This is a genomic window from Frigoribacterium sp. PhB118, assembly GCF_003751725.1.
In the GTDB taxonomy this organism is placed as follows: Bacteria; Actinomycetota; Actinomycetes; order Actinomycetales; family Microbacteriaceae; genus Frigoribacterium.
In genome coordinates this window covers 1,443,338-1,458,253 of record NZ_RKID01000001.1, presented here as the reverse complement: position 1 = coordinate 1,458,253, position 14,916 = coordinate 1,443,338, and the positions used below count along the sequence as shown (strand labels likewise).

The 14,916-nt window shown below is 74.4% G+C and carries 15 protein-coding genes; 6 read left to right on the top strand and 9 right to left on the bottom strand.

What is annotated here, in order from left to right; translation table 11 throughout:
- Positions 1–42 precede the first annotated feature (42 nt).
- Positions 43–723, bottom strand: a complete 681-nt coding sequence (locus EDF21_RS06700) for an SDR family NAD(P)-dependent oxidoreductase (RefSeq protein WP_056046963.1) — start codon at positions 721–723, stop codon at positions 43–45.
- A gap of 103 nt (positions 724–826) precedes the next feature.
- On the opposite strand from EDF21_RS06700, the gene EDF21_RS06695 reads away from it, so the two are divergent.
- Positions 827–1,669: a helix-turn-helix transcriptional regulator gene (locus EDF21_RS06695; RefSeq protein ID WP_123570689.1), complete on the top strand. Its 843-nt coding sequence runs from the start codon at positions 827–829 to the stop codon at positions 1,667–1,669.
- 17 nt (positions 1,670–1,686) lie between these two features.
- Here EDF21_RS06695 and EDF21_RS06690 read toward each other — a convergent pair whose 3' ends face one another.
- Both EDF21_RS06690 and ykgO read right to left on the bottom strand, forming a co-directional pair.
- Positions 1,687–2,271 (bottom strand): GrpB family protein, encoded by a 585-nt coding sequence (locus EDF21_RS06690; protein WP_123570688.1) that lies wholly within the window; start codon positions 2,269–2,271, stop codon positions 1,687–1,689.
- A gap of 22 nt (positions 2,272–2,293) precedes the next feature.
- Positions 2,294–2,416 (bottom strand): type B 50S ribosomal protein L36, encoded by a 123-nt coding sequence (gene ykgO / locus EDF21_RS06685; RefSeq protein ID WP_056224971.1) that lies wholly within the window; start codon positions 2,414–2,416, stop codon positions 2,294–2,296.
- Positions 2,417–2,499: 83 nt separating this feature from the next.
- On the opposite strand from ykgO, the gene EDF21_RS06680 reads away from it, so the two are divergent.
- The 3 genes from EDF21_RS06680 to EDF21_RS06670 all read left to right on the top strand — a co-directional run bounded on the left by EDF21_RS06680 (position 2,500) and on the right by EDF21_RS06670 (position 4,436).
- A complete protein-coding gene (locus tag EDF21_RS06680; protein ID WP_123570687.1) occupies positions 2,500–3,549 on the top strand; it encodes a GTP-binding protein in 1,050 nt (349 codons plus the stop codon).
- A 37-nt stretch (positions 3,550–3,586) separates the two neighbouring features.
- Positions 3,587–3,886: a DUF1905 domain-containing protein gene (locus EDF21_RS06675; protein WP_123570686.1), complete on the top strand. Its 300-nt coding sequence runs from the start codon at positions 3,587–3,589 to the stop codon at positions 3,884–3,886.
- An 82-nt stretch (positions 3,887–3,968) separates the two neighbouring features.
- The gene (locus tag EDF21_RS06670) at positions 3,969–4,436 is read left to right on the top strand and encodes a VOC family protein (RefSeq protein ID WP_123570862.1); all 468 of its coding nucleotides are present in this window, start codon (positions 3,969–3,971) and stop codon (positions 4,434–4,436) included.
- Positions 4,437–4,559: 123 nt separating this feature from the next.
- Here the strand turns inward: EDF21_RS06670 and EDF21_RS06665 are convergent, their stop codons facing one another.
- The 5 genes from EDF21_RS06665 to aztB all read right to left on the bottom strand — a co-directional run bounded on the left by EDF21_RS06665 (position 4,560) and on the right by aztB (position 10,373).
- On the bottom strand, positions 4,560–5,606 hold the full coding sequence (locus tag EDF21_RS06665; RefSeq protein ID WP_123570685.1) for a helix-turn-helix transcriptional regulator: 1,047 nt from the start codon (positions 5,604–5,606) through the stop codon (positions 4,560–4,562).
- Between the two features lie 307 nt (positions 5,607–5,913).
- Entirely contained in the window at positions 5,914–7,143 is a 1,230-nt protein-coding gene (gene aztD / locus EDF21_RS06660) for a zinc metallochaperone AztD (protein WP_123570684.1), read from the bottom strand.
- 29 nt (positions 7,144–7,172) lie between these two features.
- Entirely contained in the window at positions 7,173–8,135 is a 963-nt protein-coding gene (gene aztC / locus EDF21_RS06655) for a zinc ABC transporter substrate-binding protein AztC (protein ID WP_123570683.1), read from the bottom strand.
- Positions 8,132–9,397, bottom strand: coding sequence for an ABC transporter (locus EDF21_RS06650; protein ID WP_123570682.1), 1,266 nt, complete (start codon positions 9,395–9,397; stop codon positions 8,132–8,134). Before EDF21_RS06650 ends, aztC begins: the two co-directional genes overlap by 4 nt.
- A 76-nt stretch (positions 9,398–9,473) precedes the next feature.
- The gene (gene aztB, locus EDF21_RS06645) at positions 9,474–10,373 is read right to left on the bottom strand and encodes a zinc ABC transporter permease AztB (RefSeq protein ID WP_123570681.1); all 900 of its coding nucleotides are present in this window, start codon (positions 10,371–10,373) and stop codon (positions 9,474–9,476) included.
- A 51-nt stretch (positions 10,374–10,424) separates the two neighbouring features.
- Between aztB and aztA the strand changes: the two genes are divergently transcribed.
- Together aztA and EDF21_RS06635 are read left to right on the top strand one after the other, a co-directional pair.
- Positions 10,425–11,183 (top strand): zinc ABC transporter ATP-binding protein AztA, encoded by a 759-nt coding sequence (gene aztA, locus EDF21_RS06640; protein ID WP_123570680.1) that lies wholly within the window; start codon positions 10,425–10,427, stop codon positions 11,181–11,183.
- Complete coding sequence (locus EDF21_RS06635; protein ID WP_123570861.1) at positions 11,180–12,121, top strand: PhzF family phenazine biosynthesis protein; 942 nt, start codon at positions 11,180–11,182, stop codon at positions 12,119–12,121. Before aztA ends, EDF21_RS06635 begins: the two co-directional genes overlap by 4 nt.
- A 125-nt stretch (positions 12,122–12,246) precedes the next feature.
- On the opposite strand, the gene EDF21_RS17180 is transcribed toward EDF21_RS06635, so the two are convergent.
- The gene (locus tag EDF21_RS17180; RefSeq protein ID WP_199736234.1) at positions 12,247–14,811 is read right to left on the bottom strand and encodes a lamin tail domain-containing protein; all 2,565 of its coding nucleotides are present in this window, start codon (positions 14,809–14,811) and stop codon (positions 12,247–12,249) included.
- Positions 14,812–14,916 lie beyond the last annotated feature (105 nt).

Below are 14,916 nucleotides of genomic sequence, written 5' to 3'. Positions count from 1 at the left end.
GCCGGTCCCGAGGACTCGCACCGCGCCTCCTGCGGTCGCCGCTCAGTAGTCGATGCGGCCCCGGCGGTCGTGGAACTCGCCGGTCGGGCCGTCGGGCCCGAGCAGGGCGAGGGCGACGGTGGCGTCCGTGCCCTCGGTCACCGTCTGGTGGCCGCCGTGCCCGTTGAAGTCGGTGGCGGTGTAGCCGGGGTCGCTGACGTTCACCCGGAAGGTCGGCAGGTTCTTGGCGTACTGCACGGTCAGGGCGATCACGGCCGCCTTCGAGGACGCGTAGGGCACCGCGGCGACGGGGTACTCGTCGTGGCCCTCGGTGCTCAGCCAGCGCGGCCAGCCGACACCCGACGCGACGTTGACGATCACGGGACGGTCGGAGCGGCGCAGCAGGGGCATCGCGGCCTGGGTGACGCGGACGAGCCCGACGACGTTGACGTCGAGCACCTCCTGCATCGTCTCGGGGGTGAGGTCGTCGACGCCGAACGACGACCCGAGGACGCCCGCGTTGTTGACGAGGACGTCGAGCTCGGGCAGGGAGGCGAGCGCCGCGTCGACGCCGGCCTGGTCGGTGACGTCGAGCTGCACGGCGTGGGCGCCGAGGGCCCGGACGGCGTCGCCCGAGTCGAGGTCGCGCATGCCGGCGTACACGGTGTGGCCCGCCTCGATCAGGCGGCGGGCGGTCTCGAGTCCGAGGCTCTTGTTGGCCCCGGTGATGAGTGTGGTGGTCATGGGTCCATGCTGCGCCCGGCCCCGCCTCGGCACCCAGGCCCCGCACGACGGGAGGACTGCCGGTACCACCCTCGGGCGCGCGGGCCGGGGGAGGATGAGGGGCATGAGCGAGTTCGCGGACGTGTTGCGGTCGTGGCGTGACCGGGTCGGCCCGGCCGACGTGGGGCTGCCGGCGGGGGCGGGGCGCCGCACGACGGGTCTCCGCCGCGAAGAGCTGGCGGCGCTCGCCGGGGTGAGCGTCGACTACGTCGTCCGCCTCGAGCAGGGTCGGGCGACCAACCCGTCCCCGCAGATGCTCCGCGCCCTGGCGGTCGCCCTGCGCCTGAGCGACGACGAACGCGACCACCTCTACCGCTCGGCCGGCGCCGCGCCTCCGTCGGCCGGGATCGTCCCGCGCCACGTGGGGCCCGGCGTGCAGCGCATCGTCGACCGGCTCGGGGACGTGCCGCTGGCCGTCTTCTCGGCGACCCACGACATCCTGCTCTGGAACCCCCTCTGGGCCGCGGTGAACGGTGACCCGTCGCGCCTCGTCGGGCTCGAGCGCAACCTCGTCTGGCGTCACTTCACGTCGGGCCACGAGGGCACCGAGTTCGACGCCCGGCACGAGGAGGACTTCGCGAGCGACCTCGCCGCCGACCTGCGGGCAGCGGTGGGGCGCTATCCGTCGGACCCCTCGCTCGGCCACCTCGTGTCGCGCCTGCTCGAGACGTCGCCCGAGTTCGCACGCCGCTGGGCCGAGGTCAAGGTCGCCGAGCACCGGGCCAGTCGCAAGACCGTGACGGGCACCCCGGTCGGCCCGATCGCGATCGACTGCGACGTGCTGACCGCGCCCGGCGACCTGAGGATCGTCGTCTACACGGTCGCGCCGGGGTCCGACGACGAGGCGCGACTCGACCTGCTGCGCGTCACCGGGCTGCAGTCGATGGCGGCGACCTCGGCCGGCTGAGGCCGTGCCGGCCCGGGTCAGCCCTCGCGGGCTGCGTCCCGGGCGGCGCGAGCCCGCGCCGTGATGGCCGTGACGACCTCGGTCTTGGCGTCGGCGTAGTCGTTCATGTCGTCCCAGCGGCGGTCGAGCAGGTCCCGCTTGACGCCGGCGTAGAGCTCGCGGTCGGCGGCGTCGGTGCGCAGGTGGTCGCGCAGCAGCAGGTACCCCGCGATCGCGTCGGCACCCTGCTCGTAGACGTGCACGTGGACGCTGCGCTCCGGCGTCCGCACGAGTCGGTGCCCCGGCTCGCGCACCCGCAGCTCGTAGCCCGCGGCGAGCAACGGGTCGAGGTAGTCCTCTTCCGCGGTGATGTCGGGCACCGCGACCACGACGTCGACGATCGGCTTCGCCGCGAGGCCTGGCACCGACGTCGAGCCGATGTGCTCGACGTCGACCGCGATGCCCGACGCCGCGAGGGCCTCGACGATGCGGCGTCGGTGCTCGGCGAACTCGGCCGGCCAACGCTCGTCGTACTCGTGCAACGAGACGTGGACGGCCTCGGCGCCACCCACGATCTCGGTGGTCGTGACGTCGGGGCGGCGGGGCGTTCGGTCGGCAGGCATCAGGAGATCCTGCCAGACGCCGTCACCCCTGACGCGTGTTCCACCGCGGGTCCTTCTTGTTGATGACGTAGACCCGACCGCGGCGGCGGACGACCTGCGAACCGGGGATCTTCTTGAGCGCCTTGAGCGAGTTGCGGACCTTCACGGTTGCCTCCTGGAGTCGATGGGGTGGAGTCGATGGGGTGGTGTCGGTTGTTAGTGAGAACCATTATCACCTAGCGTGGGGGCATGACCGAACCGACCCGCGCCTCCTCGTCCCCACGCCACCGGGGCGTCGTCCTCGTGACGGGCCAGAGCCCGTCGGCGGTGGACCGGGTGGCCGACCGGCTGCTCGGATCGACGAGCCACCGGTCGGTCTCGGGTCCGGACGCGCACGACGCCGCCGACGCCGTGCACCGGCTCGCGCTCGACCTCGCCCACGACGGGCACCCGGTCGACGTCGTGGCCACGCTCGCTGCCGGCACCCCGAGTCGGGCCACCGGCCTGCTGCTCGGTTCGCTGCTCGACTCGTCCCTGGGGCGGCCCTCGGGTCGGTCGCTGCTGCAGCACGTCGTCTCGGTCGTCAGCGCGGTCGAGCTGGTCGACCTCGTGCTCGGCGGAGTCGACGACCGGTTCCTCGCCGCCGAGCACGTCGTCGACCTCGTCGAGTACGCGACCGTGATCGTCCTGGTCGACACGGCCGGGGTGTCCCCGCGCGACCTGCGGACGATCCGCCGGCTGCTCGCGCGACTGGCGCCGGAGAGCCGCGTCGCCGGCGTCGACGCCGTGCGACGCGAGACCCTCGAGAGCCCGGGAGGCGCGGCGCAGCTCGGCGGCGCCGCCGGCTGGATGCAGGCCCTCTCGGAGCACACCCCCGACCTCGACCACGACGGCGTGGTCACGACGTACGCCTACCGGGACGAGCGTCCGTTCCACCCGGGGCGCCTCGCCGTCGCGGTCGAGCACACCTTCGCCCCGGGCGCCGTCGGCACGGTGCTGCGCTCGCGCGGCTTCACCCAGTTCGCGACCCGCAGCGACCGCGTCGGCTCGTGGTCGAGCGTCGGGCAGATGCTGAGCCTCGACCCGACCTCGAGCCCGTCGTGGCACCCCGACTCGCCCCACGGCCAGCAGATCGCCTTCTTCGGTCTCGACCTCGACGTCGCGACGATCCGTCGAGAGCTCGACACGTGCCTCCTGACCGACGACGAGCTGCTGGGCGACCCGGCGGGCTGGCGCGACTTCGTCGACCCGTTCCCGGTGTGGAGCGGGCCGGGGGCCGGGCCGGGGCACCGGCACTAGGGTCGGAGGACGGCTCGCGGCGGGAGGAGGGGTCGAGATGCAGTTCACGTTCGACGCCGACCTCTGGCGGTGGGAGAGCCGGCGAGCCTTCTACACGTTCGTCAGCCTGCCGCCCGAGGTCGAGGACCACGTCCTGATGGTGGCCGGCGACCTGCTGCGCGGCTGGGGTTCCGTCCGGGTGGAGGCGCGGGTCGGCTCGTCGACGTTCACCACGTCGGTCTTCCCCCTCGGCGACGAGAACGCCTACGCCCTGCCCGTCAAGCGGGCCGTGCGCGACGCCGAGGGCCTCGGCGTCGGCGACACCGTGGGCGTCACGGTGCGCCTGCTCGACTTCTGAGCTGCCGCCGAGGTCTTGACGGCCGACACGGGCGGGGCCACGCTGTGCGTCACCACCCGTGGACCGTTCGAAGGAGAACACCGTGGCCATGATGTTCGTCAACCTGCCCGTGAGCGACCTCGACCGGGCGAAGTCGTTCTACACGGCCCTCGGGTTCACCATCAACCCGCTCTTCACCGACGAGAACGCCGCGTGCGTGATCGTGGAGGAGGACCACAGCGCGTTCATGATCCTCAGGCGTGAGTACTTCCAGACCTTCACCGACCTGCCCATCGGTGATCCCACCACGGCCCCCTCGGTCGCCACCGCCGTCATGCTCGACTCGCGCGACGAGGTCGACACGACGGTCACCGCCGGCCTCGGCGCCGGAGGCACGGAGGCGCGCCCCGCGTCGGACTACGGCTTCATGTACCAGCGCCAGCTGACCGACCCGGACGGCAACATCCTCGAGTTCGGCTGGATGGACCCGTCGGCGGCTGAACAGGGCCCCGAGGCCTACGCCCAGCAGCAGGGTGCGGAGCAGCAGGGGTCCGACCAGCAGGGCGCCTGAGGATCGAGTGGGCAGAAAACGTCCTTCGTGCGAGCCGGAAGGACGATTTCTGCCCACTCGACCAACCGCCTCCCCGGGGCGGGGCGGGGCGGGCCGGGCAGGGCCGGGCGGGGCGGGGCGTCGCTAGCGGGCGAGCGTGTCGCGGGGGTACTCGTCGAAGCGCGCGGCGTACGACCCCGCGAACCGGCCGAAGTTGCCGAAGCCCCAGCGTCGGGCGACGTCCGAGACGCGGGTCTCGTTCGGGGCCGCCGCGAGCAGTTCGTCGTGGACGCGGTCGAGGCGCACCTGGCGCAGGTACGCCGCCGGTGACGTGCCGAGGTGTTCCTTCATCGACGTCTGCAGGGTGCGAGTGTGCATGCCCGACGCCTCGGCGATGTCGGCCGGGGTGAGCGGCTCGGCCGCGTGGGCGTGGATGTACTCGACCGCGTGTCGGACGCGGGCGGCCTCCTGTGTGCGCAGGCCGACGGGCACGTCGACGGCGCGCCACGGGAACAGGTCGAGCATGGCCCGGGCGAGGGTGAGCTGGGCCTCGAGCCGCACGAGCGGTGACGCCTGCTCGGCCACGACGGCCGCGGCGCTCGACCCGACGGCGGTCCGCCAGGCCGCGACCGCCTCGGGGCGCGGGGTGACCGCGTAGTCGAACACGACGCGCTGTGACGGCCCGCCGTGGCGCTCGGCGGCGGTCCGTTCGAGGAAGTCGCTGCCGACCTGCACCATGCCGTTCCTCCGCGGGGTCGACTCGAACGAGAAGGCCTCCTCGGCCGGCATGAGGAACGGCGTGGAGCCCTCGCTCGTGAACGTGTGGCCGCGCTGGTGCAGGGTGGTGCGTCCGCTGCGGTTCCACGCGACGATGTACTGCCCCGGGAAGGGGATCTCGCCCTGCATCGGTGCACTGAACGACGAGGTCTGCATGACGAGGCGGTCGTCGCCGGCGAGCACGTACGAGTACTCGAACGGGCTGCCCCCCGACTGGGACCGGAATCGTCGGCCCCGGTAGTGCGTCTCGAGGCGGCGGGTCGCCTCGCGGAGGTCGGTGCCGCCGTCCTGGACGCGCCGGTAGGTCGACCCGCCCCCGTCGTCGCTGCCGCCCGCGAGGTCGACGGGGTGCGCGGAGACCCCGCCGGTGGGTTCCGGTTCTCCGTCGGGCGCGCTGACGTAGAAGCTCGGCATGGGGTCCTCTCGATCCGTGGTCCTGCGGCGCCGCCGTGGGCGGCACACGATGGAGACGTGGCCCGAGGGCGAAACGTCACGAATTCGTCGGACTCTCCCGGTCTTCGGTGCCGCGGGACGCGGGGACGGGGCTCGAGGTGCCCCCAGAGGACGGGTCGGCGACCGGCGGGCGGGCGGGGCCTGCGGGGTGGGGCCGGCCGGGTCGGCCGAGCGCGCCGGGCCGGCCGGACGAGCCGTGCGCAGCCCCCGACCGCGAAGGAGGCGCGGTGCCCTCGCACCGCGCCTCCTCGTCCCGGGGGTGGTCGCGTCAGTAGGCCGTGGCCACCGCGACCTCGTTGGGCGTGACGTCGAGCTCGCGCGACGACAGCACCTCGCCCGTGGTCAGGTCGACCGCGTGCACGCTGTCCGTCGCCGGCTCGGTGACGTAGCCGACGTCACCCGCGACGACGATCGCGGGGTGGGCGTCCTGCCACTCGGCCGGGCCCTCCCAGGCGCCGATCACGGGCCACGACGCCGTGAGCTCGCCGGTCGCGGGGTCGAGCACGTGCACGGCGCCGTCGGTGCCGATCAGGTACGCGAGGTCGCCCGGGCCGCGGGCGACGCCCCGGAAGGTGTACTCGACGCCCTCGGGCAGGTCGACGACGTCGAGGGTGTCGGCGGCCGTGTCGATCAGGGTGACCGCGTGCAGCAGGTAGCCCTCGGCGTCGGGGTCGTCCTTGTGGTCGCCGACGACGAGCGGGCTGGTCTCGCTGACGTACGCGTTGCCCATGCGGCCGTAGGGCTGCGAGGGCGAGGCGAGCTTGGTGATCGTCCCGTCGTGGTAGACGAGCGCTCCGTCCTCGCAGCCGAGGACGACGGCCTCGTCGGCCGCGGTGCCCTCGCCGTGGACGCCCGGGCACTCGTCGCTCTGCGCGACGACCGCACCGTCGGCGTCGCGCACCTCGATGCCCGTGCGGCCGTCGGAGTCGCCGACCGTCGTGAGGAAGGTGCCGTCCTCGAGCACGACCGAGACGCCGTGGTGGGCCTCGACGCCCTCGATCGTCTCGACCGCGGGCAGCTCGCCGTCGGTGACGGCGTCGGTGAGGTCGGCGGACTCGAACACCGTGGTGTCGCTCGTGCCGTCGGCGTAGAGGATCGTCTTGCCGCCGTGCCGGACGACGTGGCCCGCGGTGTCGGCGTCGAACACGAGGTCGGTCAGGGCGGGCTCGGACGAGCTGCCGGCCGCGGTGTCGAGCACCTGGAACCCTCCGCTCGTCGTGACCATGACGTGTCGGCCGTCGCCGGCCGGGTTGAGGCGGGTGAACTCCTCGGAGTCGAACGCGCCGACGGTTTCGAGGGTCTCGCCGTCGAGCACGGTGACGCGGCCCTCGGACGAGACGGCGAGGCGGGGGCCGGACGAGGAGGCGCCGGTCGCGGCGGCGCCGCCCGTCGCGTCGGACGCGGAGCCGGGTCCGCCGGTCGAGCAGGCGACGAGGGTCGCGGCGACGCCGAGGGCGAGCAGCGTGCCGCCGGTCCGTCGCAGGTGGGTGGTGCGCATGGGTGTTCCTCTTTCTGGTGGTCGGACGCTCACGGGGAGAGTCCGGTGGCGATGCGCTCGGTGTCGACGCGCATCATGGTCAGGTAGTCGGGGGCGTCCCCGTCGGCCGCGGTGAGCGACTCGGTGACGAGCTCGACCACGTCGACGTGGACGTCCGCCTCGCTCGCCAGGGCCTGCACGAGTCGGTCGGGCGAGGACGACTCGGCGAACACGGTCGGGACGCCCGTCGTCTCGACGGCGTCGACCAGGTCGGCGAGGTCGGACGCCGACGGCGCCGCGAGCGTCGTGCCGCCGGGGATCACGGCCCCGACGACGTCGAAGTCGAACCGGTCGGCGAGGTAGCCGAAGACGTGGTGGTTCGTCACGAGTGCGCGCCGTTCGGCGGGGATCGCGGCGAAGGCGTCGACCATGTCGGCGTCGAGTCGCTCGAGCTCGGCCCGGTAGTCGGTGGTGCGCGCGGTGAGCCCCGCGGCGTCGACGCCGTCGACCTCGGCGAGCACGGGCCCGAGGGCGTCGACGACGTCGAGCATGCGGCCCGGGTCGGTCCAGAAGTGCGGGTCGGGGGTGCCGGCGGCGTCCCCGTCGCGGTAGTCGAGGACGTCGATCGCGTCCGCGGCGACGAACGAGGCCACGCCGGAGTCGACCGCCGCGTCGAGGTGCTGCTGCAGCCCCTCCTCGAGGCCGAGGCCGTTCGAGACGACGAGGTCGGCCGCCCGCATCCGTGCCGCTTGTTGCGCCGAGATCTCGAACGAGTGCGGGTCGGCGTCCGGCTTCATCAGGGTGACGACCTCGGCCTGGTCGCCGACCAGTTCGTCGACGACGTCGCCGAGGATGTTCGTCGACACGAACACGACCGGACGGTCGTCGCCGGCGGGTGCGCAGCCGGTCAGGGCCAGCGCGGCCGCGACGGTGACGGCGGCGACGCGGGCGGCGGTGCTGCGGCTGGCGGTGGCGAGCCCGGCCCGGCGGCGGGCCGTCGACGGCGCCGTCATCGGCCCGTCTCCGCGACGAAGGCCGGCTCGCCCGCCGTCTCGAAGCTGCGGGCGATCCGCGCGCCGTCGGCGGCGTCGATCTCGTACAGCCGCCCCTCGACCGGGGCCGAGAGGTACGCGCGCTGCTGGTCGGCGATCAGCGTCGGCGTCCGGCCCGCGGCGAGCGAGTCCGCGACGAGGGGCGCGGTCTCGGCGACGACCTGGCCGGTGGTGCCGTCGAGGACGAGCACGCGGCCGTCCCGGGCGAGGGCGAGGAGGCGCTGGTCGGCGTCGTCCACGGCAGTCACCGTGACCAGCGGGGTCGGCGCCGGCAGCAGCGTCCAGGCCCGGGCCCGGGTGTCGAGCAGCCAGACGCCCTCGGAGCCGGCGAGCCCGGCCACGGTGGGTCGCCCCTCCCGGTTGTCGAACGCGGTGGCCGGGGCCGCCGTGCCGCCCGACGACGGGGTCGAGCCGGCCGGGTAGGGGATGCGTTCGACGACGAGCTCGTCGTCGGCGACGGTCGCGAGCAGGGCGCCGTCCGAGCAGCCGACGACCGCCCCGACGCGGGTCGTGATCGTGCCCGAGGCGTCCGGGCAGGCCTCGCGCAGGCCCGTCTCGTCACCGTCGGCGGTGCGTCCGACGAGCGTCGTCGCCTCGCCGCGCCCCTCGGTCACCAGGGCGTACGAGCCCACGGGGACGACCATGCCGGTGCCCGGTTCGCCGTCGAGGCGGAACCGCTCCCGCAGCTCGCCCCGCGACAGCGCCTCGGTGTCGAGCAGCACGGCGTCGCCCGAGCCGGCGAAGTGGACGCCGGTCGAACCCGAGGTCGACAGGTTCGTGGTCGCGACGGTCGCCGCGCCGTCGCCCTCGACGGTGCCGAGGAGGCGCGGGTCGGCCCGGTAGTAGTGGAAGTGGTCCCCGTGGTCCCACGTCCAGACCCCGCTGTCGACGACCTCGAGGCCGCCGGTGGTCTCGGCGAACAGGTACCGCCCGTCGGTCTCCACGGCGGTGGGGGCGTCGACCGACCCGAGCTCGACGACGCCCTCGTCGAGCAGGTCGAGGTGGGCGACCGTGCCCGACGGGTCGATCGTGGTGAGGCCGAGACGGGGCTCGGCGAGTTCCTCGGCGCCCGCGACGGCGCCGTGGCCCTCGCCGCTGGCGCCGGTCTCGTCGGCCGTCGTCCCGGCGGCGGGGTCGCCGCCCGGCGAGGCGTCGGGCGAGCAGGCGGTCAGCCCGAGGGCGAGCGTGCCGAGCAGGCAGGTCGTGAGGAGGGGGGATCGCATGCGGTCCTTCCGGGTGGGCGTGGGGTGGGTCGGGGAGACGGGCGGGGGAGTGCGGACGTGGGGTCGTGCGGGCGGGTCAGGAGGCGGGGGTCGCGACGGGCGCCGTGCCCGTGCGACTCAGGGCGGCGGTGTCGACCCGACGTGCCCGCCGACGGCCGAGGGCGGCGTGGCCGGCCCCCGAGAGGCCGGCGAACGCGATGGCCGTCGCTGCGATCGAGGCGCCGGCGGCCGTCGCGGCGTGCCACGAGACGAGCAGGCCGACGGCGACGGCGAGCACGCCGACGACCGAGGCGAGGACCATCCGCGTGGGCAGGCGCGTCGTCCAGTGGCCCGCGGCGACGGCCGGTGCGAGCAGCAGTCCGACGACGAGCAACGACCCGACGGCCTGGTACGAGGCGACGACGGCGAGCGTGACCAGGCCCACGAGCACGGCCTGGGCCGAGCGCGGACCGAGCCCCAGCACGGCGGCCAGGCGCGGGTCGAGGGCGAGGGCCAGCAGGGGGCGGTGGAAGGCGGCCGCGAGGCCGACGCCGACGGTCGTCGCGCCGGCGAGCAGGCCGAGGTCCGCCGTCGTGATCGCGAGGACGTCGCCGAACAGGATCGACGTGGCGTCCGTGGCGAAGCTGCCCGAGTGCGAGATGACGACGACGCCGAGGGCGAGCATCGCGACGAAGAGGAGGCCGATGCTCGTGTCGTACGACAGGCGACCGCGTCGTTGCAGCGCCGCCACGCCGAGGCTCATCACGACGGCGCTGAGCGCCCCGCCGACGAGGACGGGCGCACCGATCACGGTCGCGAGGGCGACGCCGGGCAGCATGCCGTGCGCGAGCGCCTCGCCGAGGAAGGCCATGCCGCGGACCACGACCCAGGTGCCGACGACGCCGCAGAGGATCGCGACGAGGCCGCCGCCGACGAGGGCGCGCTGGACGAAGTCGAGCGAGAACGGCTCGAGGACGGCGGTGGAGAGGAAGGGCACGAGACACGACCGTAGCTGAGAATGAGAACGCTTATCAACTAGGCTGACGGCATGACGAGGACCACCGCCGCCGCTCCCTCGTCCCTGGCGCGCCTCCTCGGGGTGGGGTGCACGTTCGGTGACCGGGTGGCCCTGGCCGACGTCGACCTCGAGGTGTGCAGCGGTGCCCTGACGGTGGTCGCGGGCCCCAACGGCGCCGGCAAGTCGACGCTGCTCGAGGTCGTCGCGGGCGTCCGCGAACCGTCGTCGGGCACGCGCTCGACGACGTCGACGATCGCCTTCGTCCCGCAGCGCACGTCGATCCCGGACGGGCTCCCGGTCACCGTGCGCGACGTCGTGACGGTCGGTGCCTGGGGTCGCGTGGGCCGGTGGCGTCCCCTCGACCGTCGAGCCCGCGCCGCCGTCGACGAGGCGCTCGAGCGCCTGCACGTCGCCGACCTGGCGCCCCGACCCTTCGCCGCGCTCTCGGGTGGCCAGCGGCAGCGTGCGCTCCTGGCCCACGGACTCGCGCGCGGGGCCGACCTGCTGCTGCTCGACGAGCCCACGACCGGGCTCGACGCCGACAGCGCCGACCGCATCCGGGCCACGCTGCTCGACGAGGCGGCCCGGGGCACGGGGGTGCTCGCGGTCTCGCACGATCCGTTGCTGCTCGACGCCGCGCACCGCGTGGTGCGGCTCGAGGCCGGTCGGGTCGTGCGGGGCGGCTCGGGGTCCGACACGGTCCGGCACGGTCGCGAGGTCCGGGCCGGCCACCCGGCACGAGGTGGCGCTGGCGACGAGGAGGCGCGGTGCGGCACAGTGGCGTCGTGACCGACCCCAGACCCTCGCCTCCCGCCGGCCCCGCCGCTCCCTCGCCGTCCGCCCCGACCGTCGAGGTGCTGCACCTCACGGCCTTCGCCGACGGACCGGGCGGCGGCAACCCGGCCGGCGTCGTGCTCGACGCGTCGGCCCTCTCGGCCGCCGACATGCGGCTGATCGCCGCCGAGGTGGGGTACGCCGAGACCGCGTTCGTGGTCGATCCGTCCCGCGCCGGCGACGACCGGCACGTGGCCGTGCGCTACTTCTCGCCCGGGGCCGAGGTCCCGTTCTGCGGCCACGCGACGATCGCCACCGCCGTCGCCCTGGCCGAGCGTCGCGGGGTCGGAGCGTTCACGCTCGAGACGGCGGTCGGGCCGGTCGTGATCGAGACCTCGCGTGGGGGTGCCGACGCCGTCGCGGGCCCGGTGACGGCGTCGTTCACGAGCGTCGACCCCGTCGTGCGCGACCTGGACCCGACCGTCGCCGACCGGTTGCTGGCGTTGCTCGGCCTCACGCACGCCGACCTCGACGAGCGTCGTCCGCTGCGGGAGTCCTTCGCGGGCAACCGGCACCCCGTGGTGGCCGTCCGCGACCAGCGGGTCTTCGACGCCTTCGGGTTCGACCCGGTCGCCGTGCGGGCCCTCATGGACGAACGGGGCTGGGCGGGCACGATCACGGTGATCCACGCCCAGGGTGTCGACGCGTCCGGGGCGACCGTGGTCGAGGCACGCAACCTGTTCCCCGTCGGCTCCCTCACCGAGGACCCGGCGACGGGGTCGGCGGCCGCGTCGCTGGGCGGCTACCTCCGCGCGCTCGACCTGATCGCGCCTCCTGCCCGCGTCGTGGTGAGGCAGGGGCGGCACGTCGGGCGTCCGAGCCGCCTCGTGGTCGACGTCCCGGTCGTCGGCGGCGTCACGGTCACCGGCACGGCGACGCCGCTCACCCGCTGACCCGCTCACCCGTCGGCCTCTCCGGCCGTCGCACGGACGCCGCACGACGACGAACCCCGTGTCGAGCGACGCGCCCGGACGCTTCCGGGTGCATCGCTCGACACGGGGTCGTGGGGCGTCGTGCCTCAGTCGCGGGTGAGTCGACGCCGGCGGGCGATCAGGGTGCCCGCCCCGGCGAGCACGAGCAGCAGGGCCGCGGCCGCTGCCCACCGAGCGTCCGAACCGGTGAAGGCGAGCTGCCCGTCGATCGTCGCCGGGGCCGAGCCCTGACCGATCGGCGTCACGCCCGTGCCGGGATCGGCGGGGGCGGCGGGGTCGCCGGGCGTGCCGGGAGTCCCGGGCGTCCCGGGGTCGCCGGGCGTCCCGGGCTCGGCCGCCACGCCGGGGAACGTCCCGGCGCGCAGCGAGAACCCGTCGGTGTCGTTGTCGTCCGCGTAGAACGTCTGGCGGAACCCGTCGACGCTCGTCGCCGCCGGGGCGATCGCGAAGCCTTCGTTGGCGAGCCCGCGGTCGGCGTTCGCCGGTGCCTCGTAGACGACGTCCTCGGCGAACGCCCCCGACTCGTCGACCGAGAACAGCGCCGTGCGGCCCGAGCAGGCCTCGTCGCAGACGACCCAGAGCGCGTCGAGGTCGGCGTCGAACTGCAGGTCGGCGACCAGGGCGAACGACGTCGCGATCGTGGCGACGCGCTCGAACGAACCGTCGTCCATCAGGGCGTAGGCGTAGACGCTCGCGGTGCCCTCGACGCCGACGAAGAAGAGCCCGTCACCGTGGCCGGCGTACGTCGCGGGGTCGTAGGAGGCGCCGGTCGCCTCGTCGACGAACCCCGCCTCGGTCAGCCAGGCGTCGGGCACCCAGGTGATGCCCTCGAGGCCCGCGTTGGCCCCCAGGCCGGGGAAGTCCGCGGCGAGGTTCCACTCGTCGGTGGCGACCAGGGTCGTGGCCGGGCTCGAGGCGTCGTAGCGCAGCACGGAGGGGCGGCTGACCGAGCCCGAGGCGTTGTTGCGCTCGGTCGACACGTAGATGCCGCCCGCGGACGAGTCGTCGGCGACCGTGACGCCCTCGGCGTCCACGATGTCGGTCGCGACCCCGCTCGGGTACAGCAGCTTCTTGCCGGCAGCCCAGCCGTCGGTCGTCTGCGGGGCCCACCCGCCGGCGCCGTCCGGGACGATCCGGTAGAGCAGGCCGTCGCCGTTCTGCACCGCCCAGAGCGTGCCGGGGGTCGCGGTGCCGGTCGGCTCGTAGTCGAGACCGCTCAGGTCACCGGTGAAGGTGCCCTCGTCGTCCAGGGGGACCTCGTCGGGTCCGCCGGGCCAGGCCGTCGGCACGGAGACGCCGGCGAAGGTGTTGGCGGAGCCCTTGGTCGGGGCCGACGTGACGGCGAAGTCGCCCGTGCCGTCGGGGCCGCGGCCGTAGGTGGTGGCGGCGTGCGAGGTCCACGAGTACTCGTCGGCGAGGGTCGAACCGTCGGCCGCCGTCGTGCCGTCCGGCAGCAGCAGGCGCACCGAGTCGGCACCGCCCAGTCCGAAGTCGAAGCCGGCCGAGGTCGGGGTCTGCTCGTCGAGGACGACGAAGCCGCCGGGGGCGACGACGGTCCCGGCGGGGACGACGTAGCGGTGCGTCGGGTCGGAGTCGGTCAGCACGTAGCCGCCGAGGTCGACCGACGAGGTGCCCACGGTCGTGAGCTCGACCCAGTCGCCGGGCGTGCCTCCCTGGCTCTCGACCTCGTTGATGCGCACGGGCGACGAGCAGTCGTTCGCCGCGCCCTTCGTGGTCGCGGTCGTCGTCGTCAGCTCGCCGGTGCCGTCGGGGCAGCGGCCGTAGCTGACGGTGCTGTGGACGCTCCAGGCGTACGACGCGACGAGCGTGCCCGCCGTGTCGAACAGTCGTGCCGAGTCGGGCTGGCCGAGTCCGAAGTCGAAGCCGACCGGGTTCGAGCCCGAGGCCTGGTCGATCACGAAGAAGGCGCCGGGCTGCACGACCGAACCGGTGGGCAGGGTGAAGGGCGTGCGCACGTCGTCCTCGTCGCGGAAGGTGTAGCCCGAGACGTCCACGGGCACCGTCCCGACGTTCGTCAGTTCGACCCAGTCGGTGTCGTCGCCGTTCGACTCGACCTCGTTGATCACGACGTCGGTCGTGGCGGGCACGGCGGGGGTCGTCGGGTCGGTCGGGGCGGGCTCCGTCGGGTCGGTCGGAGCCGGTGTCGTCGCGCACTCGTTGGCGGTGCCTCGCGTCCCGGCGGCCGTCGTCGCGAACTCGCCGGTGCCGTCGGCGCAGCGGCCGTAGGTCGTCGTCGGGAACTGCGTCCAGGCGTACGAGTCGAGCAGGGTCGTGCCGTCGGCGGCGTAGAGCCGGACGGCGTCGGCGCGTCCGAGTCCGTAGGCGGCGGCGCCCCACACGGCGTCGTCGGCGACGTCGACGACCAGGCGCTCGCCGGCGGCGAGGACCGTGCCCGCGGGCAGCGCGAGCGTCCGCGTGTCCTTATCGTCCCGCAGCACGAAGCCCGACACGTCGGTCGGGGTCTGGCCGGTGTTGAGCAGTTCGACCCAGTCGTCGGTCGTGTCGATCTCGTTGACGACGACGTCGGCGTCGGCCGCGAGGGCGGGCAGGGCGCTCGTGGCCACGAGCCCGGCGGCGGCGATCGAGCCGGCCAGGGTCAGGGCGCCGAGGCGGAGCAGGGGCGTGCGCATTCGGGTGTCCGTTTCGTCGGGTGTGGACCGAACCATCTCGGACGGAAGCGACGCCCGGGTGAACACCCCGTGAACGCCGGCACCTCGTGCCCCGGCGGCGCGACG